Annotated in this window: 18 protein-coding genes and 2 pseudogenes; 16 read left to right on the top strand and 4 right to left on the bottom strand. The window is 37.8% G+C overall.

All coding sequences use genetic code 11. The features are described from left to right. Positions 1-335: 335 nt before the first annotated feature. The 12 genes from ilvD (at position 336) to I5435_RS13450 (ending at position 16,543) form a co-directional block, all read left to right on the top strand. Positions 336-2,006, top strand: a complete 1,671-nt coding sequence (gene ilvD, locus I5435_RS13505) for a dihydroxy-acid dehydratase (RefSeq protein WP_024361069.1) — start codon at positions 336-338, stop codon at positions 2,004-2,006. 487 nt (positions 2,007-2,493) lie between these two features. Beyond that, complete coding sequence (gene ilvB, locus I5435_RS13500) at positions 2,494-4,257, top strand: biosynthetic-type acetolactate synthase large subunit (RefSeq protein WP_024361068.1); 1,764 nt, start codon at positions 2,494-2,496, stop codon at positions 4,255-4,257. Further along, on the top strand, positions 4,254-4,769 hold the full coding sequence (gene ilvN / locus I5435_RS13495) for an acetolactate synthase small subunit (protein ID WP_024361067.1): 516 nt from the start codon (positions 4,254-4,256) through the stop codon (positions 4,767-4,769). The genes ilvB and ilvN overlap by 4 nt, the downstream gene beginning before the upstream one ends. Before the next feature lie 98 nt (positions 4,770-4,867). Further along, the gene (gene ilvC, locus I5435_RS13490) at positions 4,868-5,902 is read left to right on the top strand and encodes a ketol-acid reductoisomerase (protein WP_024361066.1); all 1,035 of its coding nucleotides are present in this window, start codon (positions 4,868-4,870) and stop codon (positions 5,900-5,902) included. Beyond that, on the top strand, positions 5,889-7,430 hold the full coding sequence (locus I5435_RS13485; protein ID WP_337982430.1) for a 2-isopropylmalate synthase: 1,542 nt from the start codon (positions 5,889-5,891) through the stop codon (positions 7,428-7,430). Before ilvC ends, I5435_RS13485 begins: the two co-directional genes overlap by 14 nt. Positions 7,431-7,517: 87 nt before the next feature. After that, positions 7,518-8,618: a 3-isopropylmalate dehydrogenase gene (gene leuB / locus I5435_RS13480; RefSeq protein ID WP_024361064.1), complete on the top strand. Its 1,101-nt coding sequence runs from the start codon at positions 7,518-7,520 to the stop codon at positions 8,616-8,618. Positions 8,619-8,634: 16 nt separating this feature from the next. Then, a complete protein-coding gene (gene leuC / locus I5435_RS13475; protein ID WP_024361063.1) occupies positions 8,635-10,044 on the top strand; it encodes a 3-isopropylmalate dehydratase large subunit in 1,410 nt (469 codons plus the stop codon). A 32-nt stretch (positions 10,045-10,076) separates the two neighbouring features. Then, the gene (gene leuD, locus I5435_RS13470; protein WP_024361062.1) at positions 10,077-10,667 is read left to right on the top strand and encodes a 3-isopropylmalate dehydratase small subunit; all 591 of its coding nucleotides are present in this window, start codon (positions 10,077-10,079) and stop codon (positions 10,665-10,667) included. Between the two features lie 176 nt (positions 10,668-10,843). Next, positions 10,844-11,725 carry a ribokinase gene (gene rbsK / locus I5435_RS13465; protein WP_229386974.1) on the top strand — a complete coding sequence of 294 codons (882 nt, stop codon included), beginning with the start codon at positions 10,844-10,846 and terminating at the stop codon, positions 11,723-11,725. Positions 11,726-11,986: 261 nt separating this feature from the next. Next, positions 11,987-13,837 (top strand): dynamin family protein, encoded by a 1,851-nt coding sequence (locus tag I5435_RS13460; RefSeq protein WP_337982429.1) that lies wholly within the window; start codon positions 11,987-11,989, stop codon positions 13,835-13,837. Between the two features lie 266 nt (positions 13,838-14,103). Further along, the gene (locus I5435_RS13455; RefSeq protein WP_024361059.1) at positions 14,104-14,442 is read left to right on the top strand and encodes a hypothetical protein; all 339 of its coding nucleotides are present in this window, start codon (positions 14,104-14,106) and stop codon (positions 14,440-14,442) included. Positions 14,443-14,455: 13 nt separating this feature from the next. Beyond that, positions 14,456-16,543, top strand: coding sequence for an ankyrin repeat domain-containing protein (locus I5435_RS13450; RefSeq protein ID WP_337982428.1), 2,088 nt, complete (start codon positions 14,456-14,458; stop codon positions 16,541-16,543). Between the two features lie 69 nt (positions 16,544-16,612). Here the strand turns inward: I5435_RS13450 and I5435_RS13445 are convergent. Together I5435_RS13445 and I5435_RS13440 are read right to left on the bottom strand one after the other, a co-directional pair. Next, a pseudogene (locus I5435_RS13445) lies at positions 16,613-16,795 on the bottom strand (IS5/IS1182 family transposase); the annotation flags it as partial. 314 nt (positions 16,796-17,109) lie between these two features. Further along, a pseudogene (locus tag I5435_RS13440) lies at positions 17,110-17,415 on the bottom strand (transposase); the annotation flags it as partial. Positions 17,416-17,531: 116 nt separating this feature from the next. On the opposite strand from I5435_RS13440, the gene I5435_RS13435 reads away from it, so the two are divergent. From I5435_RS13435 to I5435_RS13420, 4 genes are all read left to right on the top strand, one after another. Beyond that, a complete protein-coding gene (locus I5435_RS13435; protein WP_337983871.1) occupies positions 17,532-18,536 on the top strand; it encodes a LacI family DNA-binding transcriptional regulator in 1,005 nt (334 codons plus the stop codon). Between the two features lie 109 nt (positions 18,537-18,645). After that, entirely contained in the window at positions 18,646-20,052 is a 1,407-nt protein-coding gene (locus I5435_RS13430; protein ID WP_370510658.1) for an aldehyde dehydrogenase family protein, read from the top strand. Positions 20,053-20,076: 24 nt separating this feature from the next. Beyond that, complete coding sequence (ahlS, locus tag I5435_RS13425) at positions 20,077-20,922, top strand: AhlS family quorum-quenching N-acyl homoserine lactonase (RefSeq protein ID WP_024361054.1); 846 nt, start codon at positions 20,077-20,079, stop codon at positions 20,920-20,922. Positions 20,923-20,939: 17 nt separating this feature from the next. Continuing rightward, a complete protein-coding gene (locus tag I5435_RS13420) occupies positions 20,940-22,127 on the top strand; it encodes an iron-containing alcohol dehydrogenase (protein WP_337982427.1) in 1,188 nt (395 codons plus the stop codon). Between the two features lie 49 nt (positions 22,128-22,176). Here the strand turns inward: I5435_RS13420 and I5435_RS13415 are convergent, their stop codons facing one another. Further along, the gene (locus I5435_RS13415; RefSeq protein WP_025219855.1) at positions 22,177-22,686 is read right to left on the bottom strand and encodes a ferritin; all 510 of its coding nucleotides are present in this window, start codon (positions 22,684-22,686) and stop codon (positions 22,177-22,179) included. Positions 22,687-22,967: 281 nt separating this feature from the next. Beyond that, entirely contained in the window at positions 22,968-23,726 is a 759-nt protein-coding gene (locus I5435_RS13410) for a TerC family protein (RefSeq protein WP_024361051.1), read from the bottom strand. Positions 23,727-23,767 lie beyond the last annotated feature (41 nt).

The following is a 23,767-nucleotide window of genomic DNA, read 5'->3' as shown; positions in this document are numbered from 1 at the left end:
AAGATGAAAGCATTTGTGATAAATCATCAACTGAATAGTGTTTATAATGAAAAAATTTAAATTTGAACGAAATGTCAAAATATTTATCAAAACGAGATAAAACTGATGCTTAATCAGCATGTAAACGATTTCAAATTTCGTATAGTTTTTGAATTGTTTAAACAATTCAAAAAATACTGTTGACTTAGCCTAGTTATTCGTACTATGATAACAACAATTTAATACGTTCGTTCCTACAATCAGTTGCCACAAAGGCAATCAGATAGGTAAAAACAAAATAGACAGAACATTTTGTATATAGCGACGAACATAGCAATAAATGAGGGGCGTTTAAAATGAGAAGTGACATGATTAAAGTAGGCGTAGATCGTGCGCCACATCGTAGTCTTTTATATGCAACAGGCAAAGTAAAAGCAAAAGATTTAGGGAAACCATTTATTGGGGTTTGTAACTCTTATATCGACATTATTCCAGGTCACGTTCATTTACGTACATTTGCTGATGTAGTGAAAGAAGCCATAATTGAAGCGGGAGGCATTCCATTCGAATTTAATACGATTGGTGTGGATGATGGTATTGCAATGGGCCATATTGGTATGCGTTACTCTTTACCAAGCCGTGAAATTATAGCGGATTCAGCAGAAACAGTTATTAATGCACACTGGTTTGATGGCGTATTTTACATTCCTAACTGTGACAAAATCACACCAGGAATGTTAATGGCAGCAGTTCGTACGAACGTACCATCAATTTTTGTATCTGGTGGTCCAATGGAGGCAGGTACATCTGCTACAGGAAAACAGCTTTCATTAACTTCAGTATTTGAAGGTGTTGGGGCTCACAAATCAGGTAATATGTCAGCTGAAGAGCTGTTAGATATTGAAAATAATGCATGTCCAACATGTGGATCATGTTCAGGGATGTTCACAGCGAACTCCATGAACTGCTTAATGGAAATGCTAGGTGTAGCACTTCCAGGCAACGGTACAATCGTTGCTACGTCTGAAGACCGACATAAGTTGATTAAAGAAGCCGCTAAACAATTAGTGCGCATGATTAAAGAAGACGTTAAGCCACGTGACATCATTACAAAAGAAGCAATTGATGATGCATTTGCACTCGATATGGCAATGGGCGGCTCCACAAATACGGTGCTTCACACATTAGCAATCGCAAATGAAGCTGAAATCGACTATAACATTGAAGATATTAATAAAGTTGCAGAGCGTGTGCCATATTTAGCAAAAATTATGCCTGCTTCTGATATTTCAATGGATGATATCAATAAAGCAGGTGGTGTTAGTGCCATCATTAATGAATTAACATCTATTCCAGGTGCCATTCATCCAAATCGTCCGACTGTTGCAGGTGTAACAATGGGCGAGCTCGTCAAAGATTATCACATTACAAATGATCAAGTTATTCGTACAAAAGACAATCCTTATAGCCCAGTCGGAGGTTTATCGGTGCTATTTGGCAACATTGCTCCTGATGGCTCTGTTATTAAAGTAGGTGCTGTTGATCCTTCGATTAAAGTATTTACAGGTGAGGCAATTGTCTTTGAATCACAAGAAGCAGCGCAAGAAAATATTGATAACGGTACTGTTAAGGAAGGCCATGTAGTCGTCATTCGTTATGAAGGACCAAAAGGTGGCCCAGGGATGCCAGAAATGTTAGCACCTACATCGGCCATTCAAGGTCGTGGTCTCGGTACAAAGGTAGCGTTAATTACAGATGGTCGATTCTCCGGTGCATCTCGTGGTATTTCAATCGGGCATATATCGCCAGAAGCAGCAGAAGGCGGTCCAATCGCTTTAGTTGAAAATGGTGACATCATTACGATTGATTTACCAAATCGTACAATCAATTTAGAAGTTTCAGATGAAGTATTAGCAGAACGTCGCGCAAAACTGCCAGTGTTTGAACCGAAAATTAAACGTGGCTGGTTAGCAAGATATTCAAAATTAGTGACAAGCGCCTCAACAGGTGGCGTTATGAAAATTTAGTCTTAAAAACTAGTAAAAAATCAATAGGTTAAAACGTTGATGAGGTTAAAGGTTCTAGAGCCTTGTATCTACCAGAGAGCCGGTCGTGCTGGAAGCCGGCGATACAACTAGATCCGACATCCCCTCGGAGTGAACTATTAAACGCGTGATCGCCATTAGATAGTTCCGGGCATAATCGAAGTGCTCGTTATTAATGAATAAATGATTTATGACACCGTATTGGATGTAAGTTCACTTGCATTGGTGCATAAATGCTTTCATTTATTCGCGAGGTAGCAATATGATTGCTATAAACAAGGGTGGTACCATGAAAAGTCTTTTTCATCCCTACGCAAGGTAGTTCTTTGCGTTCGGAGAAAAAGGCTTTTTATTATTTATTAAGCGTAGAATATTCCGTTTTCAGCATTACATCACGAAAGTGTTCATTAACTAGATGAGGTAGTCGTATGCTGTTGTGAATCGAAAGACAAGAAGGAGGCATATTTTGATGAGTGCGAATGTTTCAATTAATGAAAAAGAACAATTGGCGACAGAAGAAGTAGAACAAACTTTTCAAGCGAAAGATGGTGCAGACATTTTAGTTCAAGCGCTGCATGATCAGGATGTAGATATTATTTTTGGATATCCGGGTGGAGCAGTACTTCAAATATATGATGCAATGTACAAAAACCCAATTCGTCATATTTTAACACGTCACGAGCAAGGTGCTATTCACGCAGCTGAAGGCTATGCACGTGTATCGAATAAGCCGGGGGTTGTCATCGCTACAAGTGGTCCAGGTGCAACGAACTTAGTAACAGGTATTGCCGATGCGATGATTGATTCTATCCCATTAGTTGTCTTTACTGGTCAAGTAGCGACAACAGTTATTGGAACAGATGCGTTCCAAGAGGCAGATATTATGGGGATTACAACACCTATTACAAAGCACAACTACCAAGTGCAAGATGTCAATGATATCCCTCGCATAGTGAAAGAAGCGTTCCATATTGCGAATACAGGTCGTAAAGGACCAGTTGTGGTAGATTTCCCTAAAAATGTATCTCAAATGCTGTTTGATGTAAATAATCCACCACAAGAACCAGAAGAAATTTATTTACCAGGCTATCAGCCGACATACAAGCCGAACTATTTGCAAATTCAAAAGGCTATTCAAGCTATTTCGCTAGCGAAAAATCCAGTAATTCTAGCAGGGGCGGGTGTACTATTTGCCGATGCTCGTGAAGAATTAACAACTTTCGCTGAGAAGTATCAAATTCCTGTAACAAATACCTTATTAGGTCTTGGCTCCATTCATGGCGATCACGAATTATTCATTGGTATGGCCGGAATGCATGGAACAGTAACAGCAAATATGGCAATTACTAAGTCGGATTTATTATTAAATATTGGCGCTCGATTTGATGACCGTTTAACAGGGAATTTAGCAACGTTTGCACCAAATGCAACAATTGTCCATATTGACATTGATCCGGCTGAAATCGGTAAAAATGTACCGACCGATATTCCGATTGTAGCGGATGCAAAAGAGGCATTAAAATCTTTACTGAAAAAAGATTTTGAAGGTCCGGATACGAAACAATGGCTTGAATTTTTAAACAATCATGCAAAAGAATATCCGCTGTGGTATTCAAAAGAAGATGGAGACACAGAGGTGTTACCGCAGGAAGCACTAGAACTTGTGCATAAAATTACTGAAGGTGATGCCATTGTGACGACGGATGTAGGGCAGCATCAAATGTGGGCTGCACAATATTACCGCTTAAACAATGATCATGGTTGGGTAACGTCTGGTGGACTTGGTACGATGGGCTTCGGCTTCCCAGCTGCAATAGGGGCCCAGTTTGCGAAGCCAGACAAAAAAGTTGTTTCGATTGTAGGCGATGCAGGTTTCCAAATGACTGCACAAGAGCTTTCATTATTAAAAGAATTCAACTTACCAGTAAAAATTGTGATTTTAAATAACAGTTGTTTAGGGATGGTACGCCAATGGCAACAAACATTCTATGAAGAGCGTTATTCATCATCACTTATGCCAATCCAGCCAGATTTTGTTAAATTAGCGGATGCTTACGGCATTAAAGGCTATCGAATTAACACAATTGACGAAGCGGAAAGTATTTTCCGTGAGGCACTGCTTTCTGACGAGCCAGCGTTAATCGACTGCCGTGTAAAACAGCTTGAATGTGTCTACCCAATGGTTGCACCAGGTAAAGGGTTACATGAAATGATTGGGGTGAAAAAGAATTGAAACGAGTAATTACAGTAACAGTGATTAATCAAAGTGGTGTATTAAACCGTATAACAGGTTTACTTATGAAGCGTCAATTCAATATCGAATCGATTACAGTTGGTCATACTGAACAGCCAAACTTCTCAAAAATGACATTTGTTGTGAATGTAGAAGATGAGCGCAAAATTGAACAACTGGTGAAGCAATTATCGAAGCAAATTGATGTGTTAAAGGTCAATGACATTACAGATAAATCCATCGTGCTTCGTGAGCTAGCGCTTGTGAAGGTTATTTCACCACCAAATTTACGTCTGGAAATGAACTCGATTGTTGAGCCATTCCGTCCACAAATTATTGATACAGCGAAAAACGTTGTGACATATCAAGTGGTAGGAAATCCAGAAAAAATCGATGCCTTTATTGAGCTTATTCGCCCATATGGTATTAAAGAATTAACGCGCACAGGTGCAACGGCATCTGTTCGTGAAACACAAAAAACCATCAATACGCAGCTCTCTATTTTAAAATAGTTTGCATATAAAATCGAAGCTTGTGATCTGCGCACTGTAAAGCTGCAAATGCTCATAAGTTTAAAAAAACAAACCCAATTATTAGGAGGAAACAAACAATGGCTACAATGTACTATGAACAAAACATCAACGAGGACGTATTAAAAGGAAAAAAAATCGCAATTATCGGTTACGGTTCACAAGGTCATGCACATGCATTAAACCTTAAAGAATCAGGTTTCGATGTAGTAGTAGGTGTTCGCCCAGGTGGATCTTTCGATGCAGCAAAAGCTGATGGCTTAGACGTTAAAACAGTTGCGGAAGCAGCGCAAGAAGCAGATGTAATCCAAATCTTACTACCAGATGAGCGTCAAAAAGCAGTTTATGAAGCTGAAATTGCTCCATATTTAGAAGCTGGTAAAGCACTGATGTTTGCACATGGTTTCAATATTCACTTTGGTCAAATTACGCCACCTGCAGATGTTGACGTATTTTTAGTAGCACCAAAAGGACCAGGTCATCTAGTGCGTCGTCAATTCCAACAAGGTGCTGGTGTACCAGGACTATTTGCTATCCACCAAGATGCAACGGGTCAAGCAAAAGATTTAGCACTTGCTTACGGTAAAGGTATTGGCGCTGCTCGTGGCGGTTTATTAGAAACATCATTCAAAGAAGAAACTGAAACGGATCTATTTGGTGAGCAAGCAGTACTTTGCGGTGGGGCAACTCAATTAGTTAAAGCTGGATTTGAAACATTAGTAGAAGCGGGCTACCAACCAGAGCTTGCTTACTTTGAGACATTACACGAATTAAAATTAATCGTAGATTTAATGTTTGAAGGTGGTATGGCGACAATGCGTTACTCCGTTTCAGATACAGCCGAGTGGGGTGATTATGTTGCAGGTCCACGCATCATCGACGATTCAGTTAAAGCCCGCATGAAAGACGTATTAACAGATATTCAAGATGGTACATTTGCTCGTCGTTGGATTCAAGAAAATGAAAATGGTCGTCCAGACTATACAAAATTCAAAGAAGCTGGTGCAAACCACCAAATCGAAGAAGTTGGTGCAAAACTACGTGCAATGATGCCATTCATCAATGAAGGTAAGGAAAAAGTTGTGAGAGAAGTGGCTACAAGTGCGAAAAATTGATATTTTCGATACAACACTTCGCGATGGTGAACAATCTGCCGGCATTAATTTAAATACAGCAGAGAAAATTGAGATTGCCAAGCAACTTGAACGTCTAGGTGTAACAATTATTGAAGCAGGTTTTCCTGCTTCATCTCCCGGCGATTTTGATGCGGTCCAGCGTATTGCGGGTACTGTGAAAAATTCAATTGTTACAGGGCTAGCGCGTTGCGTGCAAAAAGATATTGATACAACATGGGAAGCGATTAAAGTAGCAGAACAACCGCATATTCATATTTTTTTAGCAACATCTCCAATCCATATGGAATATAAGTTGAAAAAATCACCTGATCAAGTGGTCGAGCAAGCCATTGAAGCAGTGAAATATGCGAAAAAATTCTTCCCACTTGTGCAATGGTCTGCCGAAGATGCTTTCCGCTCAGATCGCGAATTTTTAGTACGTATTATGAATGATGTTATTGCTGCTGGAGCGACGACGATTAACGTGCCAGATACAGTGGGCTATGCTTCTCCGCAAGAATATGGCGCATTATTCAAATTTTTATTAGAAAACGTCAAAGGTGCTGAAAAAGTGAAATTCTCAGCACACTGCCATGATGATTTAGGAATGGCTACGGCTAACACCATTGCGGCTATTGAAAATGGTGCGTCACAAGTTGAAGGAACAATTAACGGTATCGGGGAGCGTGCAGGGAATGTTGCACTAGAGGAAATCGCGGTAGCCCTCCATATCCGTAAAGATATCTATCCTGTTGAAACAGGCATCAACTTACAGGAAATTAAGCGCACATCGCAATTAGTTAGTAAACTAACGAATGTCGTTATTCAACCAAATAAAGCAATTGTCGGTAAAAATGCATTTGCACATGAGTCTGGCATTCATCAAGATGGCGTGTTAAAAAATCCTGAAACATATGAAATTATATCACCTGCACTGATTGGCGAAGGAGAAGTACCGCTTGTTCTTGGCAAACATTCAGGACGCGCTGCTTTCCGTGATCGTGCAGAAACAATGGGCTTTGCACTGTCAGATGAAAAGCTAAATAAAGCTTTTGCTGAATTTAAAAAGCTAGCAGACCGTAAAAAAGAAATTACGGAAGAAGATTTATTAACGCTTCTAACAGAGCAGCAAATCCAAATCGAAGATGTGCCATTGTTTGAGCTTAAAATGGTACAAGTGCAATATGGTACAGAAAATATTCCAACTGCTACCGCGACGGTCGTGACGCCAGAAGGCAATGTAAAAAATGTTGTGGCTACAGGCTCAGGCTCAGTGGAAGCAATATTTAATACGTTAGAACAACTTGTGCCTGGTGCTATCAATGTCATTGATTACCGAGTGAAGTCTGTCGGCAAAGGGCGTGATGCACTTGGTGAGGCAGTTATTAATATCCGATACGATGGTGTATCAACAACGGGACGAAACTCTTCACAGGATGTATTAGAAGCATCCGCGAAAGCTTATTTAAATGCGATTAACCGACATTTAATTCAGGTAAGTCTTCGAGCACAAGGTGAACTCGTTTAACTTGATTTGACTCTCACCTAGCAAAGCAGGTGAGAGTCTTTACTAAAATAGCGTAACCGTACGCTAGACAAAGAAAGGTGTTTTACGATGGAGAAAAAAATTACAGTACTTCCTGGCGATGGAATTGGGCCAGAGGTGGTTGCGTCAGCTATACGTGTACTACAAGTTATCGGCAAACGTTTCAACCATACATTCCATTTAGGATATGGAACAATCGGAGGCGCTGCCATCGATCAACACAACAATCCACTACCTGATGAAACAATTGAAATGTGTGAGAGCAGTGATGCGATTTTATTAGGCGCAGTAGGGGGGCCAAAATGGGACAATAACCCACCAGAACTACGTCCAGAAAAAGGCTTACTTCGTATCCGCAAGCACTTTGACTTATTTGCAAATTTACGTCCAGTAAAGGCGTTCCCGAGTTTACTAGAGGCTTCACCTTTAAAACGTGAAGTAGCCGAAAACGTCGATTTAATGATCGTACGTGAACTTACAGGCGGCGTATACTTCGGGGAACCACGTATGCGTACTGAAAATGGCGCGATTGATACAACAGTTTACTCAACAGCTGAAGTAGAGCGTATCGTTGAAAATGCCTTTGAATTAGCACGTTTACGTGGAGGCAAATTATGTTCAGTCGATAAGGCAAACGTACTTGAAACTAGCCGTTTATGGCGCGAAGTTGTAGAAGCGAAGAAAAAAGACTATCCAGATGTTCAGGTAGAACACAACTTAGTAGACTCTGTAGCGATGAAATTAATTACAAATCCTGCTCATTATGATGTCGTTGTAACAGAAAACATGTTTGGTGATATTTTAAGTGATGAAGCATCGGTTATTACAGGTTCTCTTGGCGTACTACCATCCGCATCCATTCGCGGTGATAATTTTGGACTTTACGAACCAGTACACGGTTCAGCACCAGAAATTGCAGGGCAAGGCGTGGCTAATCCAGCAGCAACGATTCTGTCAGTCGCTATGATGTTACAATACTCATTTGGCCTAGCAGAAGAAGCGGCTGAAATCGAACGTGCAGTAAGTGCAGTATTTGATGATGGGTACTTTACAGCAGATCTTGCACGTGATGGAGGACGCACTCTATCTACAAATGAATGGACAGATAAAGTTATTAATGAAATTGATACAAGTTTTGTTTCGGAAAGTATTATGACAACATATATTTAAGAAATAGGTGAAGACAATGGGAAAAAATATAATTGAAAAGATTTGGGATAAACATGTTGTTTATCAGGAAGAGGGCAAACCGGACCTGTTATATATTGATCTTCATTTAATTCATGAAGTAACTTCTCCGCAAGCATTTGAAGGTCTACGCATAAATGGACGGAAAGTGCGTCGTCCTGATTTAAGCTTTGCGACGATGGATCATAATGTGCCAACAAAAAATCTACCGACAATCAATGATCCAATTGCACGCAATCAAATTGAAACACTGGCGAAAAACGCTGCTGAATTCGGTGTTGAGCTGGCAGGTATGGGTCACCCTGACCAAGGGATTGTCCACGTGATTGGACCAGAATTAGGTTTAACACAGCCTGGCAAAACAATTGTTTGTGGTGACTCGCATACATCGACACACGGTGCATTTGGTGCCATTGCATTTGGTATCGGTACATCCGAAGTAGAGCACGTAATGTCTACACAAACATTGTGGCAAAACAAGCCAAAAACGATGGAAATCCGCGTTGAAGGAGAGCTACCGGTTGGTGTTGCTGCGAAGGATATTATTTTAGCAATCATCTCGAAATTCGGTATTGGCGTTGGTACAGGACATATTGTGGAATTCACTGGAGAGGCAATCCACAAACTGTCAATGGAAGAGCGCATGACCATCTGTAATATGTCCATCGAAGCGGGTGCAAAGGCTGGTCTTGTATCACCTGACCAAATAACAGTGGATTATATTCGTGGTCGCAAATATGCACCACAAGGTGAGAAATTTGAAGAAGCGACAGCGTATTGGCTAAGTTTAGCATCAGATGAGGACGCGACATATGATGAAGTCCGCATCATTAAAGCAGAGGAAATCGAGCCAATTATTACATGGGGAACAAATCCTTCAATGGGTTCTGGTGTATCACAAAATGTTCCGACGCAAGCAGATTATCAGGATGAGTCAGATAAAGCCGCACTTCGTAAAGCGCTTGCCTATATGGGCTTAGAAGAAGGGCAACCATTAACTTCAATCGATATCCAATACGTATTTATCGGCTCATGTACGAACTCACGCTTAAGTGATTTACGAGCTGCTGCAAATGTTATTCAAGGACGTAAAGTTCATGAAAACGTAACAGCAATCGTTGTCCCAGGTTCCCATTCTACAAAAAAACAAGCAGAAGCAGAAGGTTTAGATAAAATTTTCATTGATGCAGGTTTTGAATGGCGCGAATCCGGTTGTTCGATGTGCTTAGCGATGAATGATGATGTGGTCCCAGCTGGTAAACGCTGTGCATCAACCTCAAACCGCAATTTCGAAGGTCGTCAAGGTGCTGGTGCTCGCACGCACTTAGTATCACCTCCGATGGCAGCTGCTGCTGCGATTGCAGGTCACTTTGTAGATGTACGAGAATTCGTGAAGGAAACTGTGTAAAGGCACCATTTACACGGAAAGGATGATTGAAAATGCAACCAATTAATATCGTAAATAGTGTGATAACACCACTTGATCGTAAAAATGTCGATACAGATCAAATCATTTCGAAAGAGTTTTTAAAACGCATTGAGCGTACAGGCTTTGGTCAATTTTTATTTTATCATTGGCGTTTTGATGCACAAGGCAATGAAGTGCAGGACTTTGTATTAAATAAAGCAGAATTTAAAAACTCTAAAATTTTAGTAGCGCAAGATAATTTTGGCTGTGGCTCTTCACGTGAGCATGCACCGTGGGCAATTTTAGATTATGGCTTTAACGTCGTCATTGCCCCTTCATTTGCGGATATTTTCCATAATAACTGCTTCAAAAATGGTATATTACCTATCAAGTTAACGGAAGCAGAGTGCGATGAAATTTTAGCAAAAGGTTTAGAGAAACCTTATCATGTAGAAGTAAATCTTGAAGCACAAACAGTAACAGGTGAAGATGGTAAAGTTTACACATTCAACATCGATTCTTATTATAAAGAAACGTTACTAAATGGCTGGGATGAAATTGCCCTAACATTTAAATACGAAGACCATATTGCTGCCTATGAAGCACAACGTGTAGCCTACTAATGGGCAAGTAAAGCCGAGAAGAGTGTTAGATTGACTGGAATCAATCTAACACTTTTTTGCTGTTTGATGGGAACGTTGCCAGTATAGATACTTCGAAATACTGAAAACAAGGAAGCCTTTGTCTTTCTTTTGCTAAGTCGTTAAAATAGAAAGAAGGAATCGAAAGGATGATTTAGATGATTACAGTAATTGGTAGTTTAAATATGGATTTAGTGATACAAATGGCGGATTTCCCACAACAGGGAGAAACGGTTCTTGGGCAACACTTTCAAACAAGTCCTGGAGGAAAGGGGGCTAATCAGGCGATTGCTGCGGCTCGTTTAGGCAGCAACGTCACAATGATTGGTTGTGTAGGTGATGATCGTTTTGGGCATACATTACGAACAGTTTTAGAGCAGGAGCATATTGATACAACATCGCTTCTAACAACTTCAGAATCGACGGGCATTGCGAATATTTTAGTGCATCACAATGATAATCGTATCATCGTGGTCCCAGGAGCAAATTATAAGCTGGAACCAACACATTTGGATGCTGTAAAAGATGTCATTACACAAAGTCAAATGGTAATCTTACAGCTTGAAATTCCGATGGAGACGACAGCACATGCTATAAAATTATGTAAGGAAGCGAATGTACCAGTGCTGTTAAACCCAGCCCCAGCGGCGAACTTTGATATGTGCTGGATGGATGATATTACCTACTTGACCCCAAATGAAATTGAGTGTGCCCAGCTATTCGGAAACGATTTCGATCAAACGCTCGAAAAATATCCGAATAAACTAATTATTACACTTGGTCGTGATGGGGCACGTTACTTTGATGGCGAATATCCTATTCATGTCCCTGGCTATATGACAAAAGCGGTGGATACAACTGGGGCTGGGGATACTTTCAATGGTGCGCTTGCCTATGCATTAGTAGAGGGGCAATCGTTGGATGAAGCAGTGTACTTTGCGAATATAGCGGCCTCGCTAGCGGTTGAGCAAGTAAGTGCACAAGGCGGTATGCCAACACTTAGTAAAGTTTATGCGAGAATGGCTGGTTTGGACGAATAAAAAACATTACGCTTTATAAGTAAAGTGTTGGGATGTGTGGATTTTCTAGTTATTAGCATGAGGCACTATCATTGCATATACCTAGTTGTGCGATAAATGTGAAAAATAGAGAAATTTAACCTAAGAAGGAAATCCTATTTGTGACAAGTCGAACTAAGTAGTTTGTCCTTTTTTGTCATTAAATTTCATGACTATATATAAGAAATCGAATAGTTTCCTTTATAATGGAACTATAGATACATATGAAAGTAGGTTTTGAGGATGACGAATATTGACACTACGCCAATCGACTATACAGCCTCAGCGAATAATATTTTGCCACAGTTTGTGGATCGTTTACGTCAACTGCACAGCATTATTGTACAAAATACATATGTGAAAGATACAGCTAAGCACTTAAATCGTATAATCCAAGATGCAAACAATCAAACAATGGTACTGATAGTCGGAAAAGAACGAGTAGGAAAAACAACACTGATAAATGGTCTTCTTGGTCGTTCTATTTTACCTGTAAGCGATCAAAATCCGACAGGGGTTAATACGTTTTTACGATATGGTGAGCATGAGGAAATTAAAGCATATTTTTTAGATGGTATGGTGGCAATATTTGATATGAGCAAATTAGAATTACTTACTACAGGTGATACGTTTGCATCACAAATTTTACGTGAACATTTAGATTATCTAGAAGTATATGTTAAGCATGAGTTATTAAAATCTGTGACAATTATCGATTCGGTCTCATTAGAAGCGGGTGGGGGAGAAATGGCTTACTTCTCCGAATCGCTAATCAATCGAGTGGATGAAATTTTTTGGGTGTTACGTTCAGAATCAATGGCGATCGATGCAGAAGTTTTATTAATGGAAGCTTTAAAAAATAAAGGGGTAGTTCCACTTTGTATCGTTAATGGCATCGATAAAAATAATAATACAGAAGCCTTTATTCGTTCTGAAAAAGAACGAATTGGTCATTTATTAAGCGATTTTGTAGCGATTTCTGCAATGGATGCCCTTGAAGCACAACAAACAGACAATAAAGCGTTATGGCAGCGTAGTCAATATGATAATCTAATTGCGCAAATTCAACGCGTTGCAGAGAATAGCGATAAAAAAACGTACGCAATTATTATTCGTTTTTTACAATGGCTGGAGCGTTTCCGCTTCGAATTAACGATTATACCGCAACGTGATCCATTTCAATCAGCAGTAGAAAACATCGAAAAATTTGCGGGAGATACACAATATGAATTTTCACGTTATCAGCGAGATGTAGCCATTGTACAGGAATATGAACAAGAGTACGAGCAAGTAGCAAGCGTATTCAAAAATGTTCAAACATTGTATCAGCTCTTACAAACGATTTCGCAACATGATTATTTACAAGATGATTTCGTTGAACAATTTACTGAAAAAGCAGTGATTTATCAACAGGCATTACGTGAATATCGTAATATGCATAATGAATATATGCGAGAATATGAGCGTTTGGACGCACAACATAAAAAAATTCATGGAAAAGGGTTGATGAAAGCCATTTTTGGCCATCATACACAAAATGACTTTTTCAAAGAACGTGTTCTGCGTTTAAATGAACAGCAAGAAGTATGTGTTATGCAGTATGCGAAAGTACGGGAAGCGGAAGCTATCATTGTGGAAGAAATAAATACAGTCCAAAACTATTTGATTAACCTATCCAAAAAGCGTTTAGCGCGTATTGAGAAAAAGGTGAACGAGCTGAATCAGCAACGGGCAAAAGAGAAACACCAACTAAAATTATATGCTGCGAAGTTAAATGAATTTTCTTGTTTAATAGAGGCACAAGGGTTTATTAAAGAAAACATTCAACCGTTTCTTATGGATGAAAGGGTGCCGCTACGCTCGAAAGATCAGCAAATGCTTAAAGAAACAATCGACAATATTATAAGTATCGATCTATCTAAAAATGGCTTACTGGCGAGAAGTCAAATGAACAACAAAATGGAAAGTATAGCCATTCTATTTGATGTTGAAAGTAAATATGCATTACAGCCATTACGACTTGCCGAGACGGACGTTAAATCAAACGATATACCCGCCATACCGAATAAATTAGAAATTCAATATGAAGATTAAGTAGCACAAAACGTTCTAGAAGAATGAATCTTTTAGAGCGTTTTTTAACGCATTCATTTCGTTCAAATTTATGAGTGGTTGTTTCACAAATGCTAATATTTAGGGAGAAATGGATTGACAACAGGTGAATAGAAAATAAATTAAAAGTACCATAAAAAATTATTATTTATGAATTTTTTCTTTTAAGATGTTTTGGATTATATAGTAAATATTAGGTAATTAGTATATAATATTAATTATTTTAAAATTGTGGAGGGTTGACGCAGATGAAACTGGTACTGCAGATAACGAGTGTCATTTTAATTGTAACAGCTATCATTTTTAGTTTAACGCAGGTTTCAAGTTTAAAGGAAGAAAGAGAGGATATGAAATACTGGGAAGCAGCAGCTATTGAACATTATGATAATAATCTTATAGAAGAAAAATATTTTGCATTGAAGGATATTTACTCCTCTCATCTGACAACGACTTTGATGTCAGTAATATCAATTATGTTAACTGGGATTTTCTTTTTAGCGATAGCAAAAATAATTGCATTACTTCAAGATATAAATTCAAAAGTTACTAATAAACCTCAAGAAGAAGAATTTGAATTATTGAATTAATAGGAGGAGCAGAATGCTAGTTGATATAAATTGTCCAATTGAATTGCTTGAGTATCAGCTATATAGAAGTAAAAAAACGGGTAACGTTTATTGTTCATTTCGATTTTATAATATCTCTGAAAAAACGATCAAAGGTTTTAATGCGACTATCTATTGTTTTGACCAATTTGGTGAGCCTACTGGTTCGGTATCAAATTGTTTTGAACATAAATTTCATTTTCCCGATTCAATAGGCCCTAGCCAAGCATTTGATACGAATGAAAGAATTTCATTAGATAATTTTTTACATGCCAGAAAAGTGGAGATTGTCATTGAGAAAGTACTTTTTAGTGACGAAACTACATGGACTAAAGCTGAAACAGAGCTAGAGAAAGTAGAATTAAAAGAAATACATAATCCGAGGCAATTAGCTTATGTAAAAGCGCATGAAGGAAATGATGCAAAGTATTATTCACAACTATTAAATGATAAATGGGTATGTGTATGTGGGCGTCTCAACTTAGAGAATATGGAAGCGTGTCAGCGTTGTAAAAAAGAAAAAAATCATATTATTTCCATTTATAGTAATGAAGAAACGATTAATGAACAGATTCAGTTATATGAAAAACAATTAGAAGAGAATCAAAAGAAAGAACAACTGGAAAAAGAACGTCAACGTGAAGAAACTAAGAAAAAGGTAAGGAAAATTTTTACATATAGCTCGGTGGTTGTTAGCCTTTTATTACTTATCGTTATTGGTACATTTGGCTTTATAACAAAGTTTACCTTTTCATGGGATAATTATCTTTTGTTAAAAGATAAGGATAATGCTTTAATTGAGGCAGTCAAACATCAAAATAGGAATGAGATAAATTTTTTGATTGAAAATGGGGCAAATGCTAATTTTGTCAATAGGGATGGCGAAAATTCAATAAGCGAAGCCATTAAATTACCAAATAAAAAGTTGGCTATTTCGCTAATGAATAAAGGAATGGTGAGTATTACAGTTGGACAAGAAAAGAATACGCTTGCTCATCTTGCGGTCGACAATGAACAAATGGAAATACTAAAAGAGTTACATCATTTCAAAGTGGATATGGATGTTAAGAATGAAATGGGACATTCGGTTTTATATACTGCCATGGAGACAGGAAATCCAGAAATAATTGACTACCTTATCCATGATGTAAAAGTAAAGCTACAAGATGTGGATAATGAAGGGAATAATATTGTTCAAGTAGCCTTGCTACAACAGTTAAAAGATACAGCATTTATCAAAGAATTACTGAACCTGGCTATTGATTTAAATAAGGAGAATAAAAATGGCCAAAATACATACGAAATGGCTATTCTTACTGAAAATAATGAGATAGTGCAACTATTTATAGACAAAGGACTAAATGTGAATCAGGTTGATAAACGAGGAAATAATGCAATCCATGTTCTCCTTAATCAGAAAAAAGATAATGTGGCTTTTCTAACAGCATTAATAAACAAGGGGACAAATGTAAATGGACTGAATGGACAAGGACAATCACCCTTATATGTAGCTATTGTAAATGGGGATAAAAAAATTGTTGAAGAACTGATAAAGAATAAAGTGAATATTGATTCAGTCAATAGTAATGGGGAATCAGCGCAAACCGTTGCTGAAAAATATAATAAATCATTGGTAGAATTATTTGAACAAGGTAAATTTGTCATTAAATATGATAAACAAAAAAATGTTTACATAGTAAGTGGGATTACTTTAGGGAATTCTAGAAAAGATGTAGTGAATAAGTTAGGGAACCCAGCTAAAAGGCAAGAATTTACTTCTATAAATGGTGAAATTGACTGCAATTTTTATTACTTGAAAGATAGCACTGGAAAAAATATAGAGACACAATATTGTACTTATACAGGGAGCAATAAAATTGAAGAAATTACGTTTGATTTTTATCCTAAACATCTAAATGAAAATTGGTATAAAGATTTGGGAAAACCATTTGTCATGGATGATGGGAAAGCATTATTTTATCTTGAAGGCACGGAACAAATATTAAATTTAAAACCGAATGAAGAGTTAGGGTTTCTTACTTATGCAGATGCTAATTTCTATTATTATTATCCAAAGGATTAGCAGCTTGTAGAAAAAAAGGGGCTGGGACATAACTGCTTCAATTAGTGAGAAATCCGAATTTGAATGATTTCAAATTCGGATTTCTCTATTTTTTATGTTGTCTCCATATAGTTCTATGCAAATGGCTGTGAATTTTCTTAAATTCGCCATTAATGCGAGACCCATCTCGTTATCAACCTTCGATTTTCTTCGTACAGAAAATCGAGTAAAACGCAAATTAGCTTTCAAGAATCCAAAAACGGGTTCCACGTCAGGCAATATCATTCTTTTGTAACTTCACTTCTAAATCTAAAGGCAAAACTAATTGATTGACTTATCAGAAGTGATTCTTATTTTTATGTAAAAATGATCTAAGCCGTTTATTTCAGAGGAGGGTTTTGTCCCAGCCTCTTTCTTACAATTAGTTAATCATATTATGAAAATAATTTATGTGTGTTTTTGTTTTGAGGTGTGGATGGATCTCCATCCACACTTCAAAACATTTTGGATACGCCAAAAAGACCTAACGATTTTTGTTTTTTTCGAAAGGTCCATATGATATAGTTTTAGGTAGGTGATTACGATTTCTAAGCTGGTAGTGCGGACTCATAATCGTAAAGAATGCCACGCGTCAGTAACTGAAACGTCACTTTCAGAAACTTATTGATGCAGGCGACAATCGCAACCTTATGAGGCTTCCTCTGAGGTTGCTTTTTTAATTTATAATAATAGTCCACAAAATGATTCGGTTTTCCTTGTGCCCTAAGCATGGCACACACCATGAAATATAAAATTTTCCGTAAATGCTTGTTTCCTCGTTTATTCATACGATCTCTATATTGCGTATTGCCCTATCGTATTATATCTATTCCTGCATAAGCGTTCAGTTTTTTATAGGTTATAGTGCAGATAAAAGGGATAACTTTGATTGTGCTTATACCTTAACTAGTTTAATGCTATTAACATTATCCTTTTGATGGTATAAAATAGGCATAGAAAGATGAAATGGGTGGTTTTTTTGGTTTCTTCTAAAGATGTAGCAAAGTATGCCGGTGTTTCACAGACAACTGTTTCACGAGTGTTAAATACTCCAGAACTCGTGAAACCGAAAACATTAAAAAAGGTGATGGAGGCCATTGAACAATTAAATTATGTCCCAAACGATATTGCAAGATCACTTGTACAACAAAAGACAGGAATAATTACTTTAATTTCTGGACCGTTGCATAATCCATTTTTTGTCGATACAACAACCGAAATTGTAAATTATGCAAATGCTAGAGGCTATAAGGTAAACGTGTATTTTGGAACGGAAGATAATCTAGAGACTATTTATAATTCCGTGTTAGAAACAAAAGTGGATGCAATTATTTTATCATCTATAAGGTATACGGATCCATTATTTTATAAGCTTGAAAAACTGGAGATACCTTTTATTATGTTTAATCGTAAGCATCAAGAAAATAGACATTTTGTAGAAATAGATAATATAGAAGCAGGTTATTTAGCGACTAATCATCTAGTGACTTTAGGACATACGGACCTTTGTTGGATAGGGGGGCCACATGAAATGAGTACTTTTTTTGGAAGATATGAGGGTTTTAAAAAGGCTTTGGTTGAGGCGAGCATAGATATAAATGCAGTGCCAAAATTTTTTACAAATACGAGCAAAGGTGATATAAAACGAGTGTTTGAAGAACTATTGTTGCTATCTCCAAGACCGACAGCAATTTGCGCTGCAACAGATGCTATTGCCATTGAAATACTCAACCAATGTTTAGAACAAGGATTCAATATCCCTAACGATTTTAATGTAATTGGAATTGATAATGTAGAACTGAGTAAACATCGTTCTATTTCCTTGACGACAGTTGGCATCAAATCGGAAAAAAATTTAGGGTTTTTAGCGATTGAGAAATTATTTGATGTAATGGAGAAAAAAAGTGCTTGCATCCAGCAAACTGAATCTGTTAAACTTTTCCCAAGAAACACAACAGGTGAAAAAATGAACTGATGAGTGTCAGTTTATTTTTTTATACTAGAATGGTTACGTATTCATTTTTTTATTTTCAGAAATGAATACGTAACCATTAAAAGGGAGTGAGGACTTGAAGAAACATTTAATGTTGAATGGCGAGTGGCGTATGACGGATGAATATTTAGATGTTTATGCCCCGTATTCAAAAGAATTAATTGGTCAGTTTGCGATAGCAACTGAGATCGATGTGCAACAAGCAATTGAGTGCGCACATGCAGCTACCTCAAAGATGGCAATGTTAACAGCAATTCAGAGAGCTCAAATTTTGGAACAATTATCGAATTTATTTGCTGAGCATCGAGAAGAAGCAGCTACTATTATTTCGTTAGAATCCGCTAAGCCACTAAAGTATGCAGTTGCAGAAATAGACCGAACAATTGAAACATATAAGTTTGCCGCTGAAGAAGCGAAGCGCCTTGCAGGTGAATTGATTCCGATGGATGCTTCAAAAGGTGGAGAAGGACGCTTTGCTTATACGTTGAGGGAACCGATTGGCGTTATAGCGGCAATTACGCCATTTAATTTCCCTCAAAATCTTGTCGCACATAAAGTCGGCCCAGCATTAGCGGCAGGAAACACAATTGTCTTAAAACCGGCAACACAAACGGCACTATCTGCACATTTTTTAGCAAAATTACTTGCGCAAACAGACTTACCTGCAGGTGCTTTTAATTTAGTTACGGGCTCTGGAAAACTCATCGGGGATACATTTTTAGCACATCCTCAAGTGAAAATGATTACATTTACAGGCAGTCCAGCAGTCGGTATTTCTCTTCGTAATCGAGCCGGATTGAAAAAGGTAACGTTAGAACTTGGATCTAATGCGGGAGTAATTGTCGATGAAGGTGTTCCATTAGAAAACATAATGGATCGTATAGTAATGGGAGCGTTTTCAAATCAAGGTCAAGTTTGTATTTCCTTGCAACGTATTTATGTTCTGGACAATGTTCTTGATTCATTTTTAAAACAGTTTACAGAGAAAATTACCCAACTAAAGATAGGGGATCCGCTTGATCCAACAACAGATTTAACAACAATGATTTCAGAAACTGAACAACAACGTGCATATGCTTGGATTCAAGAGGCAGTCAATGAAGGTGCACAAATTATTACTGGAGGTCGGATTGAAAACAATATTTTATTACCTACTGTCCTTTATAATGTACCATCTCACAGCCGCGTTTCCTGTGAAGAGATTTTCGCGCCTGTCGTTATCATTAACACTGTGTCCACAATAGATGAAGCAATCGAAGCAATAAATGATTCGAATTATGGCCTACAAGCTGGCATCTTTACTTCATCTATAGAAACAGCATTTAAGGCATCGAAAAAATTACATGTAGGTGGTGTCATTATAAATGATGTGCCTACATACCGAGTTGATCATATGCCATATGGAGGAGTAAAAGACAGTGGAACAGGTAAGGAAGGTATTAAATATGCAATCGAAGAAATGACTGAAATGAAACTCGTTATTTGGAATAACAACTAATCATGAAATGGGGATGTTTGTAAAATGAAGATGATAAACAAGCACGCTAAACTATTTGTTATGGATAATGGAACGATGCGCATGGATAAAAACTATATGATTGCAATGCATAATCCTGCAACGATTGACCACCCGAATCAACCAAATGAATTTGTTGAATTTCCGGTTTATACAGTTTTAATTGATCATCCAGAAGGAAAAATTTTATTTGATACAGCATGTAATCCAAACTCAATGGGACCCGAAGGAAGGTGGGGTGAATTTACACAAAAAGCATTCCCTATTAATATGCCAGAAGAATGCTATTTACATCATCGATTAGAAGAATTAAATGTTCGCCCTGAGGATATTAAATATGTAGTTGCTTCACATCTTCATTTAGATCATGCAGGTTGTTTAGAACTTTTTACAAATGCAACAATCATTGTGCAGGAAGATGAATTTAATGGAACGTTACAAACATACGCGAGAAATGTTAAGGATGGTGCGTATGTTTGGGGTGATATAGATATGTGGATTAAAAACAACTTACAGTGGCGCCTAATCAAACGTGGTGAAGATAATGTGAAACTGGCAGAAGGTATAAATATATTGAATTTTGGTAGTGGGCATGCTTGGGGTATGCTAGGTTTGCATATTAATATGCCAGAAACAGGGGGAATCATTTTAGCGTCAGATGCTATTTACACAGCTGAAAGCTTTGGACCACCGGTTAAGCCTCCTGGTATCATCTATGATTCAGTAGGTTATAACTCAACAGTTGAACGAATTCGAAGATTAGCAAACGAAACAAATTCGCAAGTATGGTTCGGCCATGACCCCGTGCAATTTAAATCATTTAGAAAATCAACAGAAGGCTATTATGAATAGATGGGAGTAGAACGAACATGAGTAAACTTACCTTTACTCCTACAAACTATATAGGTTGGGGGAGTCTACAGCATTTACTTGTAGAAGTGCAAAAATTCGAAGCAAAGAATATATTAATCGTAACGGACCCGTTGTTAAAAGAGTTAGGTATAGTGGACCATATTAATAAACCTTTACAAGAAAATGGTTATCGTACGACCCTTTATACTGACATTGCTCCAGAGCCACCTCTTGCAATTGGGGAACAACTGGTAGACTATACAAGAAAGCATCAATTTGATTTAGTTATCGGATTAGGTGGCGGAAGTGCATTAGATTTAGCAAAGCTAGCTGCCGTATTAGCTACTCATGACGGCAAAGTCGCTGACTATTTAAATTTAACAGGTACAAAAACACTTAAAAATAAAGGGCTTCCCAAAATTCTAATTCCGACAACTTCGGGTACAGGGTCAGAAGTTACAAATATTTCGGTTTTATCGTTAAAAACGACAAAGGATGTCGTGACACATGATTATTTACTAGCTGATGTAGCCATTGTAGATCCGGAATTAACAATTTCTTTGCCAGCAAAGGTAACGGCTGCTACGGGTGTTGACGCGTTAACGCATGCAATTGAAGCATATGTTTCAATTAATGCAAATGAAGTGACAGATGGTCTTGCACTTCAAGCGATTAAATTAATTAGTAGTTCAATTCGTACAGCCGTGCATGACGGCAAGAATAAGCAAGCGCGCTCAGATATGAGTTATGGAAGTTATTTAGCAGGCTTAGCATTTTTTAATGCAGGTGTAGCAGGGGTGCATGCTTTGGCTTATCCTCTTGGTGGTCAGTATCATATTGCACATGGAGATTCAAATGCTGTATTACTACCATACGTTATGGGCTATATTCGTCAAAGTTGCGAAAAACGCATGAAGGATATTTTAGATGCAATGGGGCTGTCATCTAGTTATTTATCGCAAGAAGATGCTTCCTTTAAATGTGTAGTTGCATTACAGCAACTAGTAAAGGATGTAAATATTCCTTCAACTTTGAAAGGGTTTGCCATACCGGAATTAGCACTTGAACAATTAACGGATGATGCTACGAAACAGACTAGAATTTTAGCCAGAAGCCCGATGCCCTTAAATCGAGAAGATATTTTGGCTATTTATCGTGCAGCATTTGATGGGGAAATTCGCGAACCGAAACGACAAACATTGTAGATAATAAATGAAAAGGGCCGTATCAATTGATACAGCCCTTCATTATTTATTAAGCTTCAGCACCAGGTGTAAATGTCCGTGTGGCTAACTCCGCATCAAGCATAAAGATAGCATTTGAATCATTTTCAATGCGTTCAATTTTACGAATTAATGTATCGAACGTTGATTCTTCTTCTACTTGCTCATCGATGAACCATTTTAAAAATGCCATTGTGGCGTGTTCACGTTCATCTAATGCAATATCAGATAAGTTGTAGATACGACGTGTCACTTCTTTTTCATGTGACAAAGCTGTTTTAAAGGCATGCAAAATAGAGTTGAAATGATTTTCTGGACTGTCAAAACCATGGATTGTTGCACGATAGCCCATATCACTTAAAAAGTTATAAAATTTCATTGCATGGAAACGTTCTTCTTCCGCTTGCACTAAAAAGAAATTGGCAAACCCATCGTAATCTTGATCTGTGCAAAATGCGGCCATTGCCATATAGGCATGCGCGGAGTAAAATTCAAAATTCATTTGTTCGTTAAGTGCTGTGTGTAGTTTTTCTGATAACATAGTAGTTCCTCCCTTTGCAGTAAATACCTTCTACTTCTCATAGTATATAGCGAAAGAGGGTCATCATACAGAAAAAGATTTTTTTCGTCATAAATACTGCAAAATTAAATTGATATTCGTTCTCAATTAGAAGATTTCGTTTTTTAAAAATTGAAGAATCGCCACGAAACGAATGCAAATCACCACGAAATCAGAACGAATCGCCACGAAGCTAGTATAAGATGCCGACCGTATTTGGCAAAAAAAATTCGCCCAGACGTTGAGTCTAGGCGAATGATCTATTATGCTTCTTTCTTTTGGTTTTTGATACCTACTAAGTAGCCAATTAGCGCAATCGCAAGTAACACAATCCAGAATGTCGCTTTCCACATTGTTGAATGTGGGAATTCGTGAGGAATAAAGCCTAATTTTTCATGTGCTAACGTTAAAACTGCTAACTTTACGCCAACCCAACCAACGATTAAGAATGCAGCTGTTTCAAGTGACGGGAATTTTTCTAGTACACGTACGAACCAGCGTGCCGCAAATCGCATCATGACAACCCCGATAAGACCACCAAGGAACATAACACCGAATTGTCCTGCATTAATACCACCGACATCGAAATTACCTAAATGCGGCAATGTAACAGCGATTGCCACTGCAGCTAAAATGGAATCTACCGCAAAGGCGATGTCCGCAAGCTCTACTTTAATAACCGTCATCCAGAAACCAGATTGTTTTTTAGGTTCTTTAATTTCATCTGATTCTCCAGCGGCTTTCCGCGAATCGTAAATATGTTTAATTGACATAAATAACAAGTAGGCAGCACCTAATGCCTGAATTTGCCAGAAATTTACGAGTGTTGTAATTAAGAATAGTGCGGCAAAACGGAAAACGAATGCACCAACTAATCCGTATAATAATGCCTTTTGTTGTTGTGCTTTTGGTAAATGTTTTACCATAACGGCCATCACGACCGCGTTATCTGCCGCTAATAGTCCTTCTAGTACAATTAATACGACAAGTACCCAAGCGTATTCTAATAAAATCGCTTCCAAATTTGTTTCCTCCTTTGTTGTGGACAGAAATGAATAATATG

It is taken from the genome of Lysinibacillus sp. C5.1, assembly GCF_016350185.1.
Taxonomy (GTDB): domain Bacteria; phylum Bacillota; class Bacilli; order Bacillales_A; family Planococcaceae; genus Lysinibacillus; species Lysinibacillus sphaericus.
The sequence above is the reverse complement of the archived record's forward strand: the minus strand, read 5'-3'. Positions and strand labels throughout refer to the sequence as shown.